1 protein-coding gene (cut by a window edge) is annotated in these 24,328 nt (G+C 72.2%); it reads left to right on the top strand.

The features are described from left to right. Nucleotides 1-24,328 carry the 3' portion of a lonely Cys domain-containing protein gene (locus IEY89_RS07280; RefSeq protein WP_189146430.1) on the top strand. The gene continues 7,523 nt to the left of window position 1, outside the view, so the window shows 24,328 of its 31,851 coding nt (coding positions 7,524-31,851); the start codon falls outside the window, past its left edge; it ends in the stop codon at nucleotides 24,326-24,328.

Raw genomic sequence — 24,328 nt, 5'->3', positions numbered from 1 at the left:
GAAGCTGCGCGAACTGGTGGCGCAGGCGCCGCCGGGATCCGGGCACCCGGTGCTGGTGGAGGTCAGGAACCCGGTGTCGCTGCGCAAGACACCGGTCTTCTCACGGACCCCCGGCACGTACGGGGTGCAGTCGCCCTCTCCGGTCCGGACGCGGAATGTGCGGGCGGGTCGGGCGAAGGACGCGAAGACGGGCCTGTGGTACGCGCATGTGATCACCACCGAGGTGACCCGGGAGTCGTCCGAGACCTCGTGGGACAACGAGATCCTGGTGAAGGACATCCGCTCGGAACACGGCGTGCTGATCGGCATCAGCAGCTACAACTCCCGGGACGTCGCCGGCAAGAGGGCGTCGGCGGCCAGATTCCCGGACTACCGCGGTTACGTGGTCAGGGACCCCCGGACGCAGGCGATCAGCCCGCGGCAGGCATGGCAGCTGCCGATGGCACAGACGGTGGGCGAGTGGCCGCCCGCGTTCGTCGTCAGGTCCTCGCACGGCAACGCGCACTCCGTCCAGGTGGTGGGTCGTTTCGGCCCGAAGTTCGTGAGCGGTTCGCAGGACGGCAGCCTTTCCGCCCGGTGGCTGGCGGAGACGAAGCTGCCCGCCGACATTCCGCTGCTGCTGCAGATCTGCTCGGCGGGTGTCGGCTCTCCGGCCGGCGTCACGGTCGCGCAGCTGTCGGCGGATCAGCAACTCGCGCAGCGCGTCACCCACGCGGGCAACACGACCATCGGCACCTTGCGGCACGGGGGGTTCGACGTCTGGGATCCCGCCCTGTTCCCGGGCTGGGGGGCCGCCGAACCCCGGATCGTGCAGTTCCGGGCGCGAGGTGGGAACGGTTCGGGCGCGCCGGCGCGCCCGACCGATCCGTACTTCGCCGGCCAGGCGGCGCGCTATGGCACCAACTTCGCGCCGTGGGGTCCGATCGCGGGGGACTACGAGAAGGCGTTGGGCGAGCGTCTGTCGGACGATCCGGCGGCGCAGGACATCCTGCGGGAGGTCGTGCGGGCGCTGCCGGCCGGCGCCGGCCGGCCGGCGCCGGCGGTCGGCTCGATGAGCCCCGCCGAGCTGATGACCGCTGTCGCCGACGCGGCGTTCGCCAGATACCCCGGGGCCAGGGTCATGCTGGCCGCCGACGACGTCTCCGTGCGACTGCTCCTGGCCTGGCGCGGGATCGGGGTGAACAAGGGGTCGGCGCCGAGCACGCGGACGATGTACTGGATGTACGCGGATCTCGGGCTGCCCAGCGACCGCTTCCCGTCGTTCGTGAAGGCCGTGTTCGGCTGGGGGCTGTCGCGGGGCTACACGCTCGCCGTGCTGCTCAGCGATCTGGAGACGTCCGGGAGGAGCGCGAACCAGGGCGCGCTCACCGCGGCGCTGGCCGGTGGCCAGGTGCATCTGCACGGCCTGGCCGACACCATGTTCGCGCCCCGCGAGGGACTGCCTCCCGGCGATCTCGCGAACCGTCTGCGTCCGCCGCACCGGCAGTTGTACGCGAAGCTCATGTCGTGGTCCCCGGAGGCCACCGGCGGTATCCAGGTGCCCGAAGCGCTGTCGGAAGCCGTCCGGTCGCTGTCCGCGGCCGAGGACCTTCCGGCGATGCCGAACGGTGGCGAGTCCCGGCTCGGCGCGGACAGCTGGGCGGCGAGGCATGCCGCAGCGCGTGGCTGGGGCGGCGTGGACTCACCGCTGGACCGACTGGATCCGGTCCAGCTGAGCGCGCTGTACGTGCTCAGTCACGAGTCGAACCGTTCGCTTCTGGAGTCGGGGGTCGACGAGCTGCCCGGCGCCGAGCGCGTGAAGGCGCTGGAACCGTTGGTGCGGCAGACGATCGACACCGCGCTGACCGGAGGCGCGTCGCACGTTCCGCAGCTGCTGTCGCAGTCGCCGTTGCGCAAGCTGGCAGTCGAGGCGGCCGGCACGGAGCGGGACAGCGCCCGGTTCGGTGAGATCCGCGAGCAGCTCCACGGGCAGGTGTCCGCGTGGGCTCAGCGGCTGGCGTCAATGATCCCCGCGTCCCTTGGCCTGGCGGTGGAGGGGCTGGCGGAACTCCCGCCGGTGAACCGTCCGGTGTTCCTGGCGTTCGTGGCTCCGGCCGAGGCGGACGCGGCGGGCCTGACGGCGTTGAACGTGCTCCAGCTCCAGCGGGTCGCGCCGGATCCGGAGACGGCACTGGCCGCCCTCGGGCCGGTCCCGGAGGGTGCTCGCCGGGTCGTGGTGAGAGTGGAGAAGTCCTCGGCCCGCGACGTCACCGCGCTCGCGGCCGACCCGAGCCGCAGCCAGATCCGGTACGCCGTGGCGACGGATCTGCTCGTCACGGCACAGGGGGAGCAGACCGACCGCGACGGCAACCCGTACGTCGGGCTGCGGGCGATCGAGGCGCCGACGGCCGAACCGCAGGTGGCACTGAACGCGGTCAGGGCGGTGTCCCATGCCGCGGAGCTCGTCGTGAGTCAGCTGCCGTCCACCAACTCCATTCAGGCCCGCACCTACACCGAAACTTCCGGGCGGTCCGCCGGCGATACCGGTGACACCCCGTCGGTTTTCAGTGACGCCGATGACGCCGGCGACACCAGCGACGTCAGCGATCCCGACGATGGTTCCTCCGTTCCGGACCACGGCTTCGAGACGCACGAGGACGGTCCGCGGGAGGAGGCACCGGCGCCGGGTGCGCCGGATCCGGCCACCGGCGGGGCGGGGCCGATCCCGGGCCATGTGCGCTTCGTGACCAACAGCGGTACCGCTCCTTCTTCCGGGGAGCCGGGTCCCGCCGGGCCGGTTGTGCCCGTGTTCGCTCCTGCCGCGTCGGGTTCCGCCGGGCCGGTGGTACCCGCGCCGGGCTCCGTCTCACAGTGGGGTCCGGCCGATCCGCTCCTGCCGTCGCTGACGCGCAGGGACTTCACGGACGGCTCCGAGACGGTCAGCGCGGGGCAGCGCAAGCGGATCCGGGCGCTGGTGAGCAGCGTGGTGGAGGTGGGCGCGCGGAACGCCCTGGCGGGGCTTGTGGGGCCACGGGTTGTCGTGACCGGTTACGACGACGACGGCCGGGCGTCGGACACGGGTCCCGCGGGTCGGCGCGCGGCCGTGGTCGCGCAGGTGTTCCGTACCGGGCTCCAACAACCCGGCGCGGCGGACACGTTCACGCTCACCACGTCGGGTGGGGCACGGACGGGTGACGGCGTCGCGCGGCAGGTGACGGTCGGGATCGAGGTGCCGTCCGGTACGGTGGCGGTCGCGCGGCTGGACGCGCTGCGCCAGGCGGATCCGCGGCTGAGCGAGGGGCCGTTCGATCCGGCCGCGCTCGCCCGTCGGATTCTGCACCTGGGCCCGTCGGATCCGGTGGACGCCGCGGTGCGCGCCGAGTTGTACGCGCTGGTTGACGAGGCGATGGCGGCGGGCCGGGACACCAGTCTCGCCGCACTCGCGGCCTTCCACCTGGTCCAGCGGGGTGGGGTGCTGTCCGACGCGACGTTGATGGTCGCTGCCGACGGCACGGTGGTGGGCCGGAGCCTGTCGCGCAGGTTGACCACGGCGAACACCAGCACTGTGGATCTGTCCGGCAGTCCTCGTGCCTATGTGGTCGAGGCCGAGGGCGGGCCTGATCACATCGAGGTGGCGTGGCCGGACGGTACGTCCCGCCGGGTGCCGCGCGAGGAGTTCGCAGAGCTGCTGGCGATGGACGAGGAACTGGGCAGGCGTGGCGCCCAGGCCGCGGTGATGTGGGTGGTGCCGCACGCGGGCGACGGTCTGCTGGAGATGCCGCGCGAGGCCTCCGCCCGTATCGGGCGCCCGGTCATCGCGCACAGCGGTGCACCGGAGTTCGTCTGGGACACGTCCCTTCCGCGCGGGTACCGGATCGGGGCCGTCGACCGGCGGGCGCAGGGAGAGCCGCTGGGCAAGTGGATCGCCAGCCGTCCGGAGGACCTGGGTAGCGGCGGTGCGCGCGGCGGTGACGGGTTCGTGGTCCTGACCGACGGCAGGACGCTCGCGGACCGGGACGTCAAGAGCGTCACCGTGACCGACCCGAGGACCATGCGGCCGGTCGGCCGCGCTGTCTTCAGCGACGCCGATCTGATCGCGCGGGAGGAGTGGCTCAAGAATCTGGTGAACCTGCAGAACGTGCACTTCGACCCGGTCACCGCGCAACAGCTCGGGCTTCCGCAGCCGGGGCTCTCGGAAGGGCGGAACGCCTACCACTTGATGCTGCACGGTCTGCCGGGCGCATTCGTTCTGGAGGAGGAGTCCCAACGGAACGGCGGGGGAGGCCTCGCCGACGGTGACCAGATCGGGGGTTTCCTGAAGCGGCGTCCGAGCGTGCAGAAGCTCGCCCCGGACGACCCGATCGTGATCGAGGGGTGCTGGGGCCGCTCGGCCGCCGACAGCCGCGTCGCCGTGAACGAGGGCAGTGCGGCGCCTGTCGTGGTCGACCGGCTGCGGAACATCTCCCAGGCCCAGAAGGCGTGCAACAAGGCCGGGCAGCCTCTGATCGTCGTCGACAGGCCGTTGGGTGCGGGCGAGGTGGACGGCGTACTGCTGCAGGGCATTCTCGCCACTGCCAGGGGTGAATTGGGTTCGTGGGCGGAGCTCCGGCCCGAGCCCGGGCCGGAGGTACTCGACCGGCTGGCGCGGACAGTGGGGCTGTCCGCCGGGCCGGAGTCGGGTGAGGTGTCGCGGGAGACGGTTGAGGAGGCCCGTGAGGACACGCTGGTGCTGGTGCGGGCGCTGCGCGAGGTCTTCGGCCACGAGATCGAGAAGGACCGGGACGATCCCGCGGGGAAGTACCAGACCCTGCTGAGCGGTATCGGGGCGCTGGACTCGATGCGGCGCGTGGACCCGACGGCCCTCGACGGGGGCGGGTTCACGCTGGACCTGCTGGACATGGTGGTGCGTGCCCACCTGGAGAGGGAGGGGACCCCGAAGCCGCGTCCGGCCCCGTTCACGGACGCCGCCGAACTCCAGGAGACCGTACAGCGGGTACTGCGCGAGGCAGCGGACAAGCTGGCCACGGCGACCGACCTGGTGAACCTCCACGACTTCGTACCGCTCCCCTTCCTGGACGCGGCCTCGACCATGCTCGCGAGCCTCACCCCGCAGACCGCGCGCTTCCTGGGGCTGGCGGCTCCGCCGCCCCCGGGGGACCCGCTGCGGACGCGGACGTTCTGGGCGATGGCGAAGGCCCAGCAGGCACTGAAAATCCATCCCGATCCTGAAGCCCTCGCGGCCAGGATCCTGCACCTGGGCGATGCCACGCAGCCGCCTGGCGCCGCCCGGGTCCGGGCCCTGTGGATGATGACTGCTGCCGCGATGGCAGGCCGTGACGTGCACGACGAGGTCGACCTGGCCGCGTACGACCTCCAGCGCAGGGGCCTGCTCTCCCCGGCCACCGCGATCACCTCGCCCACGGGAGCGGTGACGGGCCGCAACCTGACCGGCAGGCCGTTTCCGGGTGCGGTGGCGAGCGACATCTACCGGGTCTCGCCCGACGGTACGACCGGGAAGGGCGAGGTCCGCCCGCTTCCTTTGAGGAAAGACGGGGCCCGCCCGGAAACGGACGTCTATCTGCTGGCGGCCGACGGCGGCCAAAGTCATGTCCAGGTCGTCATGCCCAGTGGTTCCACGCTTCCGGTGCCGCACGAGGAGATCGCCGCGCTTCTCGCGCACGACCCGTTCCTGAGCGGTCGGGCCCTGGCCCAGCCGCTGCTCGTGACCGGGACGGCCGCGGATACGGCGAGTTCCGGCCTGGTGGATGCGTTGGCCGCGCGGGAGGGGACGGCCAGGACCGTGCTGACACCCCGGCGCCCCGCGCAGTGGGTGCACGACAGTGCGGCGGGCCGCAGCGAGCTCGTCCTGAAGGCGGATACGGCCGATCCGGCGCAGTCGGGCAAGGACGAGGACTGGGCACGCACCAGCCCTCCGCCGCTGGTGACCGGACGCCCCGCCGCGTCCCTCATCACAGTGGGGGACACGCTCGACCCCTCCCCGGATACGGAGGAGTCCACCGCGCCGGAGGGATCCACCGAGCGGGAGGCGCCCACCGTGGTGGGAAGCTCCGCCGTAACGGAGGAACTCCCCGCGCCCAAGGAGACGACCGACCCGCCTCCCCCCGACCCCACCCGCCCGCCCCGTCTCGACCGTGCCCTCGCTCCGCCGTCGCGGGCGCGCCGGGAGGCCACCCGGTTCGCGGACGGCCGTCGCATGCCGGCCTACATCGACGACCTGCAGGCCCTGCTGCCCCCCGGCCTCACCCCCGCCGAGCTCGAACAGCTCCTCGCCAACCCCAGTACCTTCGGCCAGAGCCAGGTCGTCCTGCGGGGCATCGACGCGGTGGTGGACGAGATCCGGGACGAGCTGCGGAGCCGGCCGGAAGCCCGGCTCTCCGACGACACCCAGCTGCTGAGAGACATCCGGCAGGCACTCCGGGACAAGCCGAAGACGATGTCGGACGGCGGGCGCCCCTTCCCGTACGTCAACAAGGACGGCAAAGTCCGGGTCCTGTACGTCAACACGCGCCACCACGCCCACTGGACGCCGTTCGACGACGGCCTGGGCCACGCCTCGAAGATCGACAGCATGCACCGGGGCGCCGCGACCTTCGGCCGGATCAAGAACATGCAGGCCAACTCCGTGTTCGGGCTGGCAGCCCCGATCGGCCCGGCGGGCACCGCGGTGTTCGGCGGCTTCGGCCGCCTCACCTTCCGGCTCGGGTTCATCAACAAGGTCAACTACACGCTGACCGACCAGCGGATGAACCAGACGGAGACCCGTACGCTCGACGACTCCCGGGCGTACCTGGACGACGTCCACTACGAGATGCGCGTCACCGACACCGCCGACCGGGTCGTCACGGGAACCGACACCGACGACGCCGCGCCGGCGCGATTCGGCTTCGGCGTCCACGACGGTCTGCTGGTGCGGCTGCCCGACAGCGTGACGAGGATGCCGAAGCCGGGCCGGATCCCCAGGTCGATCGAGCTCGGCCGGAACGCCCGGTACCCCTTCGCCCGTGTCGAGGGGTTCGGCCCCGTCGCCGCGATCCGCGACTGGGCGGCCACCACCGTCGGAGCGCTGCCGGGCAGCACCGCCTACGACGAACTGGACACGTTCTTCTCGGGCGACAGCTTCCAGCGGCACGGCGGCACGATGGCGCGCGGCCGGATCACCACCCCGCCCCTGTTCGCCGACGACAAGAAGAAGTCACCGCTGGGCGTCTTCGTGGTGGAGGAACTGATCCCCCTCGCCGCGGTGCTCGTCGGTGAGACCGACAAGGCCGAGATGCGGGACATCAACACCTCGACGGTCCGTAACGAGCGGAGCCGCGCCACGGGCCGAAACCTGTTGCTGCAGGCCGTCGCCGGACCCGCGTTCAACTTCTTCGAACCCGGGGTGGCGCCGTTCGACCTGCGACTCCAGTTCGGCCCGAGCGCCCAGTACGCGTTCGGGCGGACGTACGCGGTGGGCCTGGGCGGCGCGGGCACCCTCAAGTCGGCAGGGCAGGTGAAGGGTCCCAGGACCGCCCTCTACCTGGTCGTGAAGTCGGTGCGGGTACGGCGGGCAGGCGACACCGGGCCGCCGAGGCCGTTCCTCACCTGGAGCCTGGACCGGATGACCAGCTCCGAGGCGCGGCGGCTGGCCGGCTGGGACGACGGGACCTCGCTCATCCTGCGCAAGGGCACCCCGCCGCGCGTCCCGCCCTATCTGACCGAGAACGAGCCGCGGACCCTGGGCATGCACCGGGTGAAGGAGTTCACCTTCGACGACGGCCTGCGCACGCAGGTCGTACCGGACGCGGCGGACGGCGTGGGCCGCACGCTGCTCGACCACTTCGCCGACCGATTGGTGAGGTCCATCGCCCAGCGGCGCCGGGACCTGGTCGTGCCGCTCGACCAACTGCTGCCCCCGAACCTGCCGAAGGGCTGGCGCGCCCGCTTCAACGACCTGCTGCAGCGGAAGCCGGACCAGGTGCTCGACGCGGCCCTGGCCCTGCCCAGGCCGAAGCAGTGGTCGGATCCCGTGAAGTACCAGGTGGCACTGCAGAACACCCTGCAGATCCTCGGTGTGCTGTCCCAGCAGAACGTCTTCTCCAACCTGGATCCGCTGACCACGATCGGCCTGCCGATCACGCTCACCGACCCCGGCACCGTCGGGCAGACGTACTACACCCTGCGGGTGCGCGGCAAGCTGACCGGACGGCGGTACGAGGGCAAGGACATCAGCGAGGGCATGCGCTTCAGCGCCCAGGGCATCGATCGCCTGGACGGTCAGACGAGCGCGAAACGCGGCGCGGAACTGGGCTGGGAGGGCACCTTCTCGGGCCGGGACCACAACGCGGACAGCGTGGGGCTGCCCGAGAACATCCTCGGGCTGGCGACGGGCGCGCGCGGGGGCTGGCAGTGGGAGTCGGAGATCGCCCACGGCTCGACGGTCACCAACGAGCCGATGTCGGTGAGCAACCAGCCCACCCACCTGTACCGCTTCGACCTGGGACTCACCGCGTCCATGGACGGCTACTGGCGGCCCCGCGGCCTGATCCGGGGTCTCGGCCTCGGACTGCCCGGACTGCTGGTGCTGGACGAGCCCACCAACATCCTCTTCGGCCGGACGTCCACGGGGCTTCTGCAGGGCGGCGGCCCGGTGACCGGGCAGGTGCTGATCAGCATCCCCGAACAGCACACTCCCGCCGCGGACCCGTACGCGGACGGGACGCCCAACCCGTATCTGGCGGACGTGCCCACGCCCGTCCCCATGACCACCGAGCGGGCCCTCGCACTGGCGAGGGGCGGCCTCCTCCTGCCCGCGGGCAGCGACGGACAGGAGGCCGGGCGGCTCGCCGGGCGCGGGACGGACCAGTTCAGGGAGTTCATGCAGCACCCGTTCGTGATCGTGACCATGGTGCTGCCGCCCGAGCTGATCACGGCCGTGGGCGGGGTCATGGCCGAGGCGTCGGGCAGCGCCTGGCAGTTGGTGAAGGCAGGCGCCCCCACCCGGGAGTCGGTCGTCCGCACCTTCACGCCCCAGTACCTGGTGGCGAGCTTCGACCAGAGTTCCGGGCCCCTGGGCCTCACGGGCAGCGGTGTCCTGGGCAAGGGGCCCGCCCACGAGCTGTGGGGCACCTACCGGTACGCGACGGCGGTGCAGGGTCTGCGTCCGCTCACCCCTTCGATGGCCATGGACACCGAGATGACGCTCGGTGGCACCCGGCAGGCGGGCGGCAAGGTCAGCAGGAGCACCACCCTCGTCTTCGGCGGCCAACTGATCTATTCCAGCGCCCAGAACCCAGGCCACGGCCTCATGAGCGGCTTCGGACTCGTCGTCAACCCCATCTCGCGGTCCACCACGCGGAGCCTCAACGTGGTGCGGACCGTCGTCGCGGACATGAACCGCAAGGGGTTCACCCACCAGGTACTGGTGGCCGGTGACGTGGACCACTGGTTCGCGATGCGGACCAGCCGGCTGGGGATGGACCGATCCGGGACGGCCGCGGCGGCCAGTTCACTCGTACCGCGGCTGCTCGCCGGTGCGGCCGGTACGGAACTCACCGTCCCCGGCGGCCTGTTGGGGCATTTGCCGGAGAAGAGCGCGCACCGGATGGGGCTGCTCGACGACGGACTGGGCGACATCCCGCTCTACACCCAGCAGGTCTGGTCGCCGCAGCCGTGGCTGCGCGGCGCCGCCTTCGGCACGTACGCGGTGAACGCGCTGGACCCGACCGACGTGCTGCTCGGGTTCGAGGAGCAGGTCCGCAAGCTGGGTCTCGACGACGCGAGCCGGGAGAAGATCAGACAGTTGGTGACGGGCCGCGCCACGCGGGCCCTGCGGGGGGAGATGACGACCACCGGCCCGTCGAGCATGGTCACCGTCGGACGCTGGGGCTGGGACGGTGTGCGGATCGGCAGCCGGTGGGTCCGGGCCCGGGTCGAACTGATCCCCGGGACTCCCGAGTTCCAGGGGCTCGACCACAGCGTGGAGCTGGAGGAGAACCGGCGGGCCATCGAGACCGAGCAGAAGAACTCGGAGTTCTCGGCCGGGGCCGAGATGGGGGTCGTCACCAGTCAGCTGGTGTACACCGGCAACTCGCTCGTCGCGGGCGCCGGGCCCACGTACGGCGAAGGCGGTGCCCACCGGCAGGTGGTCGCGTCCAGTCACTCGACCACCACCGTCACGATCTACCGGGCGGCCTCCACCGAACCGCACGCGGAGATCGACACCCCCTACCGCATGCGGATCATCCTGGAGGCGGACGACACCCCCAACACGGGCAACGCGGCCGACCGGGAGGTGCCGGAGCAGACAATCTCGGCTCTCGACCACTTCCGGGGCGGGCGGCAGATCGTCGAGGAGGGCGACGTCGGGAAGCTGCGCGAGAACGTGCCGCTCAGCCTGATGGAGCCGGTGCCGTCCGGTTCCGGGCCGTCGGCCGGCGGCCCGCTCCTGCCCGCGCCGGACCCGCGGACCTCGCCGGCCGGGACGCCCCGGCCGGTTCCGGTTCCGCTTTTGACGGAGGGGCAGGAACTGACGGTCCGGTACGGCGACGGCGTCGAGCGGCCGTTCGTCTTCCCCGAGAACGGCATCCACCCCCGGGGGATCATCGGCCTGGAGAACATCCGCGCCGCGAACGAACTCCTCCTCACCAGGGCGTACGACGCGGGCTTCTCCCTGCAGGCCCTGGAGGCCGAGGGCGGCCCCGACGCCGCCGCCCTGACCAGGCTTCTGCGCAAGACCAGGACGACCGGCCTCACCCGGCTCGGCACCGGCTCCGCGCAGGCGCTGGAGGACGGCACCAGCAACATGGCGGTGACGTCCTTCTACCCCCGCACCACGGAGCCCGGGGGCTACCAGATGGCAGGGCTGGCCGAGAAGGACTTCCTCGGCAGCGACACCGGAGAGCTCACCCTGCGCTCCACGCCCGACTTCAGCCGCGCACTGCTGCTGACGGTCGCCGACGGCAAGAAGCTGGAGGTGCTCAGGCGGTACGGGGAGAACGCGGCCACGTCGTCGGCGGGTGAGCACACCCAGGCCGGAAACCTCGGCGGCGGGTTCCTGTACGACTCGCCCAACAGCGCCGGCCTCAACCAGGTGGGCCTCTTCGTCCCCGGCCCCAACGACCTGGACGGTGACGGGATGCCGGTGGGCGACGACCACCTGACGTCGCGCAACGTCAAGCCGAAGACCGGGAGGACGTTCCTGTTCGCGGTTCCCGCCACCTGGCTCAGCACCGGCGACGTTCACCGGAGCATCGCGGACTCCAGGGCGGCGAACAGGATCCGGGGCGGGGTCTTCGGCAGCAGGGCCAGGTCGGGCCCGCAGGCGATGGAGTCCGAGGCGTACGTCATCGCCTGGATCCGGGAGGACATCGCCCGCGAGCTGATGCTGATCACCGACGCGAACTTCCCGGAGGTCGTCGGCAAGGCGTGGGACGCGGTCGCGAGCGCGAGCAAGGCATGGGTCGAGGCGGACCGGGCCTACTGGAAGAAGCGGCGTACGGCCTTCCAGTTGCACGATGCGCTCCGTGCCGCGCAGCGCGCCGTGGTCACGGAGACCGAGGCCGTCCGGGACGCCGCACTCGCGCTCGGCCCCGCCGTCGACGCCGTCGACACCGCGGACAGGGCCGTGCGAGGGGCGCAGGACGACTCCACCCGGGACCAGGACTTCGCGCGGAACACCGTGGCCACCGCGCGGGCCGTCCTCGACGCTCTCGACACGGGCGACGCCGAACCCGCGCACGACGGCTGGGCGCAACTCCTGCGGGACGAACAGGACGCCGCCCGGGCCCGCCTGGCCGAGGTGGTGCGGGCCGCGGTGACCCTGCGTATGGCGGCCCGTGAGCGGCTCGAGGACACCCGCACCCTTCAGGCCGAGGCCGCCGACCTGCGCGGCAGACTGCAACTGTCCGCCGACGCCGCCCAGCGGCGGCTCGACGACGCCCTCGACGCCCGGGACGCCGCGCACGACGCCCTGGCGGGCCGAAGCGACGAGCTGGACCGGCTCAGGGGCACGGCGGAGCGGGCCGCGCAGGAGTACCACCGGGTACGGACAGACGCCGACCAGCTCACCCGCTGGCACCGGCTGAACGCCACCGACGAGGGCAGGCTGACGCTCGCGGGCCGTACCGAGCCCCCGCCGGTGACGCACGTGCCGGAGCCCGCGCCGACCCCCGCGAAGGCGGACCCGCCCCGCTATACGCGGACGGGCAAGGGCGCGAGGGCCCGCCTCGTCGCGCCGGCCCTCGACCCGGGTGCCGCCCCACAGGGGTACACCCTGCACAGCATGCCCACGGACGGGAACTCGTTCTTCTACGCGCTGGCCAAGGGCCTGCTGGAGGCCGGCCGGGGCGATCTGCTCACGGGGCAGAACATCGACCTGCCCGAGGAGTTGGAGCAGGCGCTGCTCGCGGAGCAGGGCATCGACGTGGCCGGGGAGTCACGCGAGGAGGCGGTACGGCGCCACCTGCTGGCCGTGCGGATGCGCGGGGCGCTGGCGGCACGGCTGACCGACCCGAGCGAGAGCGGACTGGCCCCCTTCGTCACGGTGGACGAGGCGGACACCTTCGAGCGCTCCGAACTCGCCGACGCGGGCCTCGACCTCGGGAAGGGCACCCCGGCGGCCAAGGAGTTCGACGCGCTGGGGACGATCTCCCCGGCCGTGGAACTGACCGAGGGCGTACGGAGACTCCTGGCGGTCGCGCAGCTCACGCGCCTCGGTGGGGCGGGCGAGGAGGCCGGGTGGAACAACTCGTCGGCCGACCTGTGGGCGGCACTCGCCGCCAGGGCGTTCGGCATCCGCCTGACGGTGGTCGGCGAGGGCGGGACCTTCCAGGCCTTCGGCCCGGCACCCGATGCCGAAGGCAACACCGGGATCCTCGCGTCGCGGTTGGACGTCACAGCGGGCCCGCCGCCCCCGCATGTGGTGCTCAGCCTGTCCGACGGTCGATACCAGCTGGCACTCCCGGCGGACCCGGTCGATCCGGCTGATACGGCCGACCTGGCCGGTTCGGCGGGCCCGGACGCTCCTGTTCTTCCGGCGGACCCGGTTGACTCCGCGGACCCGGCTGATCCGCTGGACCCGGCTGATCCGGCTGATCCGGCTGATCCGGCGGGCCCGGTCGATCCGGCGGACCTGGTCGATCCGGCTGATACGGCCGGCCTGGCCGACCCGGCCGATGCGGACGTGCCGGTTCCTCCGGCGGACCCGGACGCCCCGGCAAAGGGCGTCGACGTGTCGGGCAAGGGCGTCGACGACACCGGTCGGGGTCCCGCCGATTCGCCCGGGAACCTCTCCGGAGCCGACACGGGCACAGGGGCAGGCACGGGCTCGGGCGCAGGCCTCAGTGCGCCCACCGTCGCCCCCGAACCGCGTACCCCGCGGGGGCGGCTGGTGGAGGCGCCGCTCGACGGCGAGTGCGTCCTCTCCTCGTTCATCGCGAGCGCCCCCGGGCACATCCGCGACAGCCTCCCCGCCCTGGCGGCCGACCACCCCGCCGCCCACGCCTGGCTCGGGGACCCGAGGACGGTCCACGCGGACCTGCGTCGCCGTACGCGAAAGTCCCACGACAGCGACCTGGCGCCCGTCGTCACCCGTGCCATGCGCTCCCACGTACTGGAGTACCTCGCGCGCGCGGAGCAGTCCGGCGACGGGCTCGACAGCCTCACCCGCAGGCAGTTCCGGGGACATCAGGAGCGCCGGGCGGCGAGCCGGTTCGGCGGCATGGGCAGCGGCCGGCTGCTCGCCCAGCTCGCCCACCACGGGGTCGACAGCGTCACCCTGGAGGCACTCGGCGAAGCCGCTGTGCGTACTCACTACCTCGCGGCCCGCCTCGCGCACCCCGAACCCGGTACCACGGCGGAGGACGTCCGGACGATCGCGCGGACCGCCGAGGGCCGGGATCTCTTCACCTACCTGAAGACGAACGGTCTGTTGCCCCCGGTGAACTCGCTCGGGGAGGCCGAACTGCTGACGCTCCTCAAGGACGCCTACGTCGGCAGCGACGCCCCGCTCCAGCCCGAGGAGTACGCCGTACTGCGGGAGACCGTCGAGAACTGGGCCGACCGCTGGAACACGCCGGAGGGCGAGATCCTCGTACCGCTGCTGGCGCACGCCTTCGGCCTCAGGGTGGATGTCTTCGTACCGCGCGTCATGCGGGACCCCGATCCGCTTCCCCTCCTGGGACCGGAGTCGGCGGCCCGGCGCATCGAGGTCTACTACTCGGGCAACAACCACTACGACGGCAGCGACGCCGAGCCGGTCGACGTGACCGAGGACGACATGGCCGCCCCCAGGACGGGCGACGGCGTCGGCGGCAAGGGCAAGGGCAGATACTCGGCGGAGGCCGAGCGCGAAGCCGAGATCGCGGAGGCCGTCGAGGACCACTCGAACGCCCTCACCGCCTACCACGGGGCCCACCGGACGGTGTCACTCGTCGAGGGGCGCCTGGAGTCAGGTGTGGGCGGCAACGACGACCGCATGACGCTCCGAGGTGCCCGGGAAGCGGGAGCCCGGGCGTTGCGGCGGCTCGACGAAGCGGTGGCGAGGCTGCGGAGCCTCGGCGCGGACGCCGCCGCGGACGCGGCCGTCGCGGCACTGGTCCCGCGTATCAGCCACACCCCCGCCCAACGGCGGCTGGCCGCAGATCTGGTCACGGCCGAGGACCTGTCGGACGACCCGCCGCTGCTCCGCCCCGACGACACGGTCACCCTGGTCGAGCTGAGCGCGGCGGGTATCACGCTGCGCGAGGGACCGGCTGTGGAGGCCGCCCTGACCGGCGAGATCGCCGTACGTGACAGCCGGCTCGAACCACTGGACCAGGTACGGCTGTTGATGACCCGGCCCGGCCCCTGGCCCGAGGCGCTGGACGCCGTCGCGGCACGGGCCGCCCGCCGCACCTGGCGGACGGCGTACGAGGACTTCGAGGAGGCCTCGTCCCGGGCGTCCGGCGTCCCGTCGACGACGGATCTGCCGGAGGTGTGGCGGCACGCCATGGCCCTCGTCCTGCCGCTGGAACTGCACCCCGTGGTCGCGGACTCACGCCATGCCGGGAGTGGGTTCCGGGACGCGGTGCGCGAGGTCGCCGAGCATCTCGCCGTACAGGGCCTGGACGCCCCCACGGCCGTGGACGTCGCCGGCCGGCTCCGGGCCGGCCTCGGACTGCGACCCCGGGGAGCGGGCGGCGCCCCGTCCTCCACACCGATGCCTCCCGGCGGTGCGCGGACGGCGGCCGGTGACACGGCGCGATGGGCGGACGTCGTACTTCTCGTGTTCGGTGCCGGCGTGGAGGCGCATCCGCGGTTCACGGGGCTGGTCGAAGCCGTGGGTGTCCTGGAGAACCTGGGCGGCGCCGACCTCGCCGCCGACGGCGGTGTGGCTCTGGACCGGCTGGCCCGGCACGTGCTTCATCTGGGCGGCTCAGGCCCGGTGGAACGAGCACAGGCGGCCGAACTGCTCAGCGTGGTGGACAGGGCGAGGAGGGCCGGCAGGGCGGAAAGCCTGGCGGCGCTCGGCGCGTTCGATCTCGACCGTCGAGGTGCCCTGGGTCCGGCGGCGCAGTCGGGCGTCGACGATGGCTCGGCCGAGGGCCTGAACTGGACCGGTGTCCCGCGCAGGCTGAACCTGGACCGGGTCCGGGTGGCGTCGCCGAACGGTGGGACGCTGGCCGAAACCGACGCGCCGTGGCGGGGGGACACTCCCTATGCGCTGGTGGTCGACGGCGGCACGGACCATCTGATGGCCCGTCTGCCGGACGGCACCCGCCTGCGCGTGGAGGACTGGGAGGAGATCGGCCAACTGCTCCGGCACGCCCCGGGCCGGCCCGCGTCGGCTCCGGTGCTGTTGCTGGTCACGGGTGCGGGGGCACAGGGTCTGGACGGGCCGCGGACCGTCGCCGACGTGCTGGGTGTGCGGGTCTGGTCCACCGACGGCGAAGTGAGCCTGGAACCGGACGAAAGGGGGAACGTCCATCCGACCCTGGTCGATTTCCAGGAGGAACTTTCCCGGGTGGGGGCTTGGATACCCAGCGATCCCGGCTACCGTCAGGACGCGCCGGAAGGCGTGCTGAGGTCGCGGGACGGCATCTTGTTCCCGGACACCGCCGTGCACACGGTCACCTATGTCAGCAGCGACGGGCAGCGGGTGACCGGCCGTGCCTCATATCCCCCCAATCTGACGAGCGGCTTGTATGAGGAGCGTCACCGGCAGCTGTCCGACGCCACGCATTTCACCCATGTGGAGATCGCGGTTCAACCGGACACGGAAGCCGTCGAGATCGTGCGGGAGAGCGGCCCGCAGCGCCTGCCATGGTCCGGCGACGCCTACATCATGGGTTTCCACGGGCGGCAGGCGGACCCGGAGGAGGGCGAGGAAGCCCACGGCCTGCTGGAGATGACGGACGGATTCACCTCCGAGTTCGAGTTCGACCAGATCGGCGGCTTTTTCGGGCGACGCGGAAGCATGGCGACCCTGCCGCCGGAGGTGCCGGTGGTCGCGGACGCGTGCGTGGTCGCGAGCGATCCCCTCGGCGACCCGCTGGACGTACCACACGGTGGCCAGACTCTTTCCAACTCCCTGGGCCGGACGGTGTGGGCCAGCGATGCGGAACTGATGTTCATGGACGCCGGGGAAGGGCTCCCGGCGCGGTTCCAGCTGGTCACCGACGACATCGACGATCCGGATGTCTCCTGGACGGAGTTCCTGCCCGAGCCGGGGGACGAGGACTACGAGGAACTGGCGGGCCGACTGGAAGAGCCGGGGGTGACCGGAAGCTCGCGGTTCGCGGACCGGGCGTTGCGGTGGGTGCGTGCCCTGCGCAACACGTACGGGGCGCGGGTCGGTGAAGATCAGGACGCCTATCTGGGCCGGCTGAACGGATTCGCGGCGCTGGAAGCGATGCGTGGCACGGACGGGGACGGATCGCCGCTGACACAGCGTCGGCTGAGCACGCTCGTCGACGAGTTCTCCGCCGCGCAGGGGGTGCGGGTTCCCTATCCGGTGGCGTTGGATCTGTTGCTGGAGCGTGCGTCGGCCGCGGCGGGATCGGGGATCGGCCTTTCCGAATTCTTCGAGCGGACGCAGGCCGGAGGCGACACAGGGTCCGAGTCCGAGTCCGACGCGTTGATGACCCACGGGGGTGCGATCGCCCCTTACGGGGGAGCCCGGGTCGGGGAAAGGGCGGCCGACGCGGCTCCGGAGGCCCCCGCCACGGATACGGCGGCCGACGTGGCTCCGGCGCCTCCCCCCGGCGGCGACCCCGTCCGCGCCCAACTGGCGCTCGCCCACGACGTGGACGCGCTGCCCCCGTCCGACCACCAGACCCTGTACCGAGCCGCCCAGCGGCTGGACGCGCTCCGCTCGGCGGATCCGGCCCCGGGGCCGGATCCGGGCGCGTTCGACCTGGCGGCGGTGGCACGCCGGGTACTGGGCCTGTCCCCCGACTCTGCCGTGGACGCCGACGCGTACGCCGCGCTCTTCGCCGCGGCGACCGACCCGGCTGCCGCAGAGGCGGCCGGCCTGGACACGGTGGCGGCTGTCCACCTCAGGAACCTGGGCGTCTTCGACGACAGGTTCGCCCTCACCGCTGCGGACGGTGCGGCGTACGGCTGGAACTGGAGTCAGGAGCAGATCTCGGAGCTGGACCTGACCCAGGTCGGCGTCCAGGACCTCAACCCGGACGGCAGCAGGGGAGCACGCCCCATGGGCCCCGCGCCCTGGGTCTCCCGGACCCGTAGGCATCGGCCGCACGTCCTCATCGCCTCCGGTGACCAGGACCACGTTCTGGTGCGGGACCGCGTCGGCCGTGCCCACCCCGTGCCCGCCGCGGTCTTCGCCGAACTGATGGCTCTCGACCCGGTCCTGGCCGGTACCCCGCAGGACGTCCCGAGTCTGCTGGTCGTCGACCGGGCAGGCGGCGGCTACGCGGACCTGCCGCGCCGTGCGGCCCACCGCCTCCGGCGGGACGTCTACTCGACCAGTGGCGCCCTGGACGTGGCCGCGCCGGACACGTCCTTCGCGCACACCATCGCCCTCGCCAAGGCGCAGGGCCCGGATGGCCCGCGCGCCCACGGGTTCTGGATCCTCAGCCGCCCCCGACCGGCGCTCCGTCCCGTCGACACCGTGTCGGAACAGGACCGCCGGATCACCAGCCATCCCCTCACCGACGACCGGGGCGGGCCGGTCGGCCGCACCTCGGTGTCGCCGGGCAAACTGGCGGCGAGGGAGGACGGACTGCGCCACCTCGGTGAGATCACGACGTACGTGGAGTACAACCCGGCGACGTTGCAGCTCGGGTCCGAGTTCCGCCTCCCCGCGACAGGCCCCGCCGGCGCGGGCTACCACTATGCCGGGCACGGCTGGCCAGGTTCCACTTCGGTCGCCCTGACGGCCGGTGACGAAGAGGCCCTGACAGGCGAGGAGCATGCCGAGTGGCTCAAACGCCGGCCGAGCCTGCAGGACCTGCTGGAGCGCAGCAAGGAGGACGCCTGGCTCGATGACATCGTCTGCTGGAGCGCTTCGCCCAGCGCGCCCACCGACGTGAACGACGGCTCCCCGCTCCCGTTCGTCGCGGACGTGCTGCGGCCCGGCGTACGCCCGCTGGGTCAGCATCACGCCAACCGGCTCCGGGTGAGGGTCCGCGCCCGTAAGCGCGGTGTGGCGATCGAGCGACTGACCCGCGGCGACGAGACGCGGTACGCCTTTCTCGCCGTGACCGACATCTACGGCCGGGGCGGCGGGCCCGAGTTCTGGGTGGACCTGGAGCCGGAGCCGCTCGGGGACGAACTGGACGAGCCGGCGCGTATCGCCGGCCTGCACAGCGGGGACGGCCCGGCCACCGAGGAGGTGCGCGCGACCACGCGGCGGCTGATATACGCGCTGCGGCAGGTCTTCGGCCAGGCCGTCGGCCACGAGAACGGCTACAGGAACCTGCTGGAGGGCATGGGCGCGCTGGAGCGGATGCGGCGGGACGATCCGCTGCTGGCCTCCTTCGGTCCCCTTCATCTGAACCTGCTCGAGCGCGCGGCCCGCGCGGAGCAGGAACGGCTGGCCGCCGAGGACGCCGAGGACGCCGATGACGATGCGACGTCCGACGGGTCCGAGGACGGCGACGACGATTCGGTGTCGGTCCCCGGCAACGGCCCGCTGGACACGGCGGACTACCGGGCCGTACTGGCCTGGGCGGCTGAGGAGGTGACCCACCCGGACGGTGTGCCCCGGCTCACCGACCACCCCCGCCTCGGCCATCTTCGCGAGACGGCGCAACGGTTGCACGACGCCTACGGGCAGGACGAGCTCAACGCGTACGCGGCGGGGATCCTGCGTCTGCCTGCCACCGGCCCGGCGGTGGGTGAGGACGAGCGCTCCGACATGTTCTGGGCGGTCGTCAAGGTCGCCGAGTGGGTGGGCGGTGGTGTCGACCTCGACTCCGCCGCGAAGCGGGCCCTGCACCTGCCGGACGGCCACCGGCCCACCCGGGACGACTGGGACGATCTGACCCTGTTGGCCATCAAGGCCGCCGCCGCGGGGCGTGACTTCCGCGACCTCACCGAACTGGCCGCGTTCCATCTGCAGACGCTGGGCGCCTACGGCCCCAGGACGCTCGTCTCCGGGGCCGACGGCTCCGGGACGGTGGGCAGGAGCTATGTCGGAGACCTGCGGCCACTGAACCTGAACCCCGGCGTCGTCCAGGGTTATACCGACACGTCCCATGGCGGCAGCCTCCAGGACACCGGCGGTTATGCCGGGCCGTTCACCCGGCCCGGTGATCCGGCACCGCTCGTCCTGAATCTGTCCGGCTCGCCGAGGCCCGGTCATGTGGCCGGGAACTTCGGCGACGGAGTCGTGCGGACCGTGCCCGACGAGGAGATCGCCGTACTGGCGTCCCACGACCCCCTGTTCCGCAGGGAGGACCTGGCGACGGGCGTCGTCATCACCGGCTCGGGCACGCCGGCCGACGGCTTGCGGGCCGCTGTGACGTGGGCGACGGGCCGGAAGAGCTGGACCTACAACGGTTTCTCGACGCTCCTCCCGGTGGGCGGGAACACCGTGATCGGCACGGTGCGGCACCTGCTGCCCGGCCGGCCGGCGCGGCCACCGGCCGACTTGTGGCAGTCCACCCTTCCCGCGGACGTGCTGCCCCGGTTCACCCGCGGTTCCGGCCCGGTCTCACAGAGCCCGGCCACGTACTCCCGCGAGACACCTGACCCGGTCAGCATCGTCGACAACACGGACAGAACGAACACCGCGGATGTCGCGGACGCCACAGTCCTTCTGACGCAGACCTGGGAGGAAGCCGGGCAGGCGCTCGACGCGATGAGCCTGGCCATGGCGTCATCCGCCTCTGTCCCCGCCGCCACCGCCACCGGGCGGCAGCCCTCGACGGCATCGGAGCCGCCCTTCGGCGCCGCGCCCTCCGCAGGGCCGGACAGCCTCGGTCCCGCCGCCTCGGTCCCGCCGGACGGCGACCACGAGACCGACGGGTCCGAGTCCGAGCCGTACGCCGACCCCACGAGGGCCCCGCTGCCGTCCGCCTCGACGGTGATCCGCTTCGCCCCGGAGGCCAGGACGCCGGATGAGGCGGGCGAGGAGCGGTTGGCGGAGCTGGCCCGTCAGGTGGCGTGGGCGGGGTATCTGAGTTCGCGGGCGGGGATTCAGGCGCCGGAGCAGGCTGTCACGGTGCGGATCACCGGGTTCGGCAACGGCAGTGTGGGGTGGCGGAGGGCGGAGAGTGCCCGGAGCACGGGGCGGGAGCGGGCCCGGGCCGTCGAGGACGTCTTCCGCGACCATCTCCGAAAAGCGCTGGAGCGCCTCGACGCGGAGGACCTGCTCGGCGGTTTCGGGATCGTCGTGGACAGCCGCGGCCGGGACAGCGGTACCCCGGGGCGGACCGGGAGGCAACAGGCGACGGTCGACGTCGGGCTGCCGCCCTACGCCGCGGCCGTCCGACGGCTGCACCTGCTGAGCGGCTCCGTCGACACGAAGGCGCCGGCCCGCCGGATCCTGCATCTGGACGACGACGCCGTCGTGGACGAGGCCACGCTGCGCGAGCTGTACGCGCTGACGGCGGACGCGATGCGGGCCGGGCACGCGGGGAGTCTGGCGCCGCTGGGCGCGTACCACCTGATGAGGAACGGGGTGCTGGACCCGGCGAGTCGTATCGTCGGGCCCGACGGCCGGGTACGGGGCCGCAACCTGACGCGCCGGCCGGTCGTGGACGTGGTGACGGAGACCTACGTCGAGAAGCCTGACGGACAGGACGCGCGAGACCCGGAGCCGTCGCCCTGGCACCGGCCGGGGCAGCCGGAGCCGTATGTGCTGGTGGCCGACGGAGACCATGAGCAGGTGAAGGTGCCGTGGCCGAACGGCACCGAACTGTCGATCGGGTTGGAGGAGTTCGCCGAACTGCTGGCGATGGACCCGGAGCTGGCCGCGCTCGGCACCGAGGTGCCCGTTCTGCTGGTGGCGCCGTACGCCGGTGACCAGACTCTGGATCTGCCTCGGGGGGCCGCGTTCAGGACCGGCAGGGGGGTCTGGACGCACACCGGTGACGCCGGAATCCTGCCCGACGGCGACCCGGCCGGGCACAGGTTCCTCATCGGGATCGCCGACCACCGCCCGCCACGGGTCGTCGACCAGGACGGCGAGGCCGTCACGTCCGTGGTCGACGGCGGCCGTCGCCGGCTCGGCGGCTGGGTCCTCAGCCTGCCGGAGGACTTCGCTCCGGCCGGTCCCGACGACGAGCCGGACGGCGTCGTGTCCACGGTCGATGGCCAGTCCTTCCCGGACCGGGAGATCGCGACGCTCACCCTCGTCCACGAGAACCGGCCGATCGGCCGTGTCTCCATGACGGACACCGACCTGATCGGCGTGGAGCGGGCCTACCGGCGGCTCGGGGAGATGCGGACCATCGCCCATCTCGACCCCGTCACCCGCACCCAGATCGGCGACACCGAACCGGTGCCGTGGCTCGGCCGGCTCGTCTACCACTTCGTGGGCCACGGCCGTCCGCTGCGTGCCGGCCTGGAGCATGTCGACGGACGGCGGCTGGTCACGCGTGGCGGCGAACTGGGCGGGTTCATCGAGCGGCGTCCGAGTTTCCGGAATCTCCGCAGGGAGGCACGGAAGACCGGCCGGAAGCCCGCGGTTGTCCTCCCGTTCTGCTGGGCCGACGCGCTGGCGGACGACGACGTCTCCCCGCATCATGGCGCCTCCCTCCTCGTTTTTGATCCGCTTCGTACGCTTTCCATGGCGCAAGGCGCCGCCAACGTGCTGGGGCAGCCGGTCTTCGCCCCCAGTCGCCTGAGCGCCTTGCAGGCCATGGCGGACGGGACATACCGGGAGGCGGTCTACGCCACCACGCGGGGTGTGAAGGGAACCTGGCGGGAGCTGTTGCCGGACCCGGAAGGCGCGGAGCTCGACGAACCGGCGCGCTGGGCCGGACTGCACACCGGCGATGACGCGGCCCCGGACCCGGTGCGGGAGACCACCTTCGTGCTGGTCCGTGCGCTGCGCTGGACGCTCGGTGCGCAGATCGAGGAGGACAAGGACGACCCCTCGGGCGAGTACCGCAGCCTGCTGCGCGGGATCGGGGCGCTGGAGCGGATGCGTCAGGCTTCTCCGGAGCTGTCGAGGCTCGGAGGTCCGTTCAACCTGCATCTGCTGGACCGGGTCACCCGCGGTTACCTCGAACAGAGGGGCGCCGGGAAGCCGCCGGAGGTTCCTGTCACGTCCGACGACATCCGGGTGATGCTGTTCGCGGCGGAGGCCGACGGGGCGACGAAGCGGGACGGCAGCCCGATGCCGCTGGCTGATTTCGGCCCCCTGTTCTCGGTGGGACGGGCGATCGGCCTGCTCCAGGACGAGGACCTCGACAGACTGGCCGAGGAGGTCCTCACAGGTACGGATCTCCAGCCGCTGCCGGACCCGGACCACTCACGGTTGTTCTGGGGGACGGTGAAGGCGATCGAAGCGCTCGAAGCGTGGTCGGCCGACGCACTGAAGGACCTGGAGGTGGTGGCCCTTCATCTGGACCCGGCCGGCCCCCCGAGGCCACCGGTGGACCTGACGAAGGGGTCGGAGCTGCTCTGGCTGGCGGTCGGCGCGGCCGGCATCGGGCTCGACCCGCGCGACGAGACCCATCTCGGCGCGTACCACCTCGTCCGCCAGGGCGCGCTGAGCGAGCCGACGCTGATCAGATCGCGTGCCACCGGGGCCGCACAGGGCCGCAACTGGAGCACACAGACGGTCGGCGAGCACGAGATCCTCACGGACAGGTATCTGGAGTCGCCCGACGGCTCGATCGGCGGCGGTCGGCCCAGACGCTCCTTGTGGACGCCGACCGACCCGGCCAAGACGGGGGGACCGTACACGTACACCGCCCCCTACTTCGTGCTGGCCGACAGCCGGTACGCGCAGACCGACCTGTACCTGCCGCGCGCCACCGTCAAGGAGGTGCCGCCCGAAGAGGTCGGTGTGCTGATCGGTCTCGATCCGGAGCTGGACAAAGCGCGACTGACCTCCCCTGTCGTCCTCATCGGGTCCCATGAAGGCTGGTCGACCGAGTTGACCAACAGCATCGCCGATCGGCGTGGCGCGGCCAGATCCGCGTTCGTGGGCGGGCGACGGACTCAGCTGCTCCTCGATTCCGCGCTGGGCAGGTTGGTCGTCGTCATGACCGGGACGCCGGGGTCGCGGGGCATGGACTGGAAGGAATCCGTCACGAGGCCGCTTCCGAGCGGACCTGTTCGCGGGTCTGTCGGCGGGACGTCGGCCTTGGACCGGGCATTCTCCGACGGGGGGGAATCGGGGAGCGGCGCAAAGGGGGAGGACCTGGAGACTCCGGAGTTCGACCGGGCCACCCTCGACATGGACGCGGGCAGGTTCACGCGCACGCTCGTCGCCGCGCTGGACCGGGATGTCCCCGAGTTGTTGAGCGGCGGGCCGGGTGGGGCCACTGCCGAGGCGCTGGCGGCCTGGCTGGACGGCCGGCTGACGGGAGACGTTCCGGACGCGGCGGACCGGATCCCCGGCACGGCTCCGCTGCTGGCGCAGGACGAGAAGGTCAGCGGCGCTCAACTGCGTGCCCTGGGCATACCGTTGACGCTCGCCGACTCCTCTCGGTCGGCCCTCCAGGAGGATCAGTTCTCCGTGCGGGAGGCGGGTCTGACACGAACCGCGCAGTTCCGCCTGTTGCTCGCGCGCTGGGACGCCGACGCGGCGGGAGCCGCCTTCATCGAGGCGCTGGCGGCCTTCACCGCGTACGAACTGGACGTTCGGCTGGTGCTGTTGGACGCGACCGGGAACAGTCTCGTCCTCGGTCCGCCCCATGGGCCCGTCGTCTCACTGGACGTGTAG

It is taken from the genome of Streptomyces lacrimifluminis, from assembly GCF_014646095.1.
Lineage (GTDB): Bacteria > Actinomycetota > Actinomycetes > Streptomycetales > Streptomycetaceae > Streptomyces > Streptomyces lacrimifluminis.
This window is presented reverse-complemented; position numbering and strand designations above follow the sequence as displayed.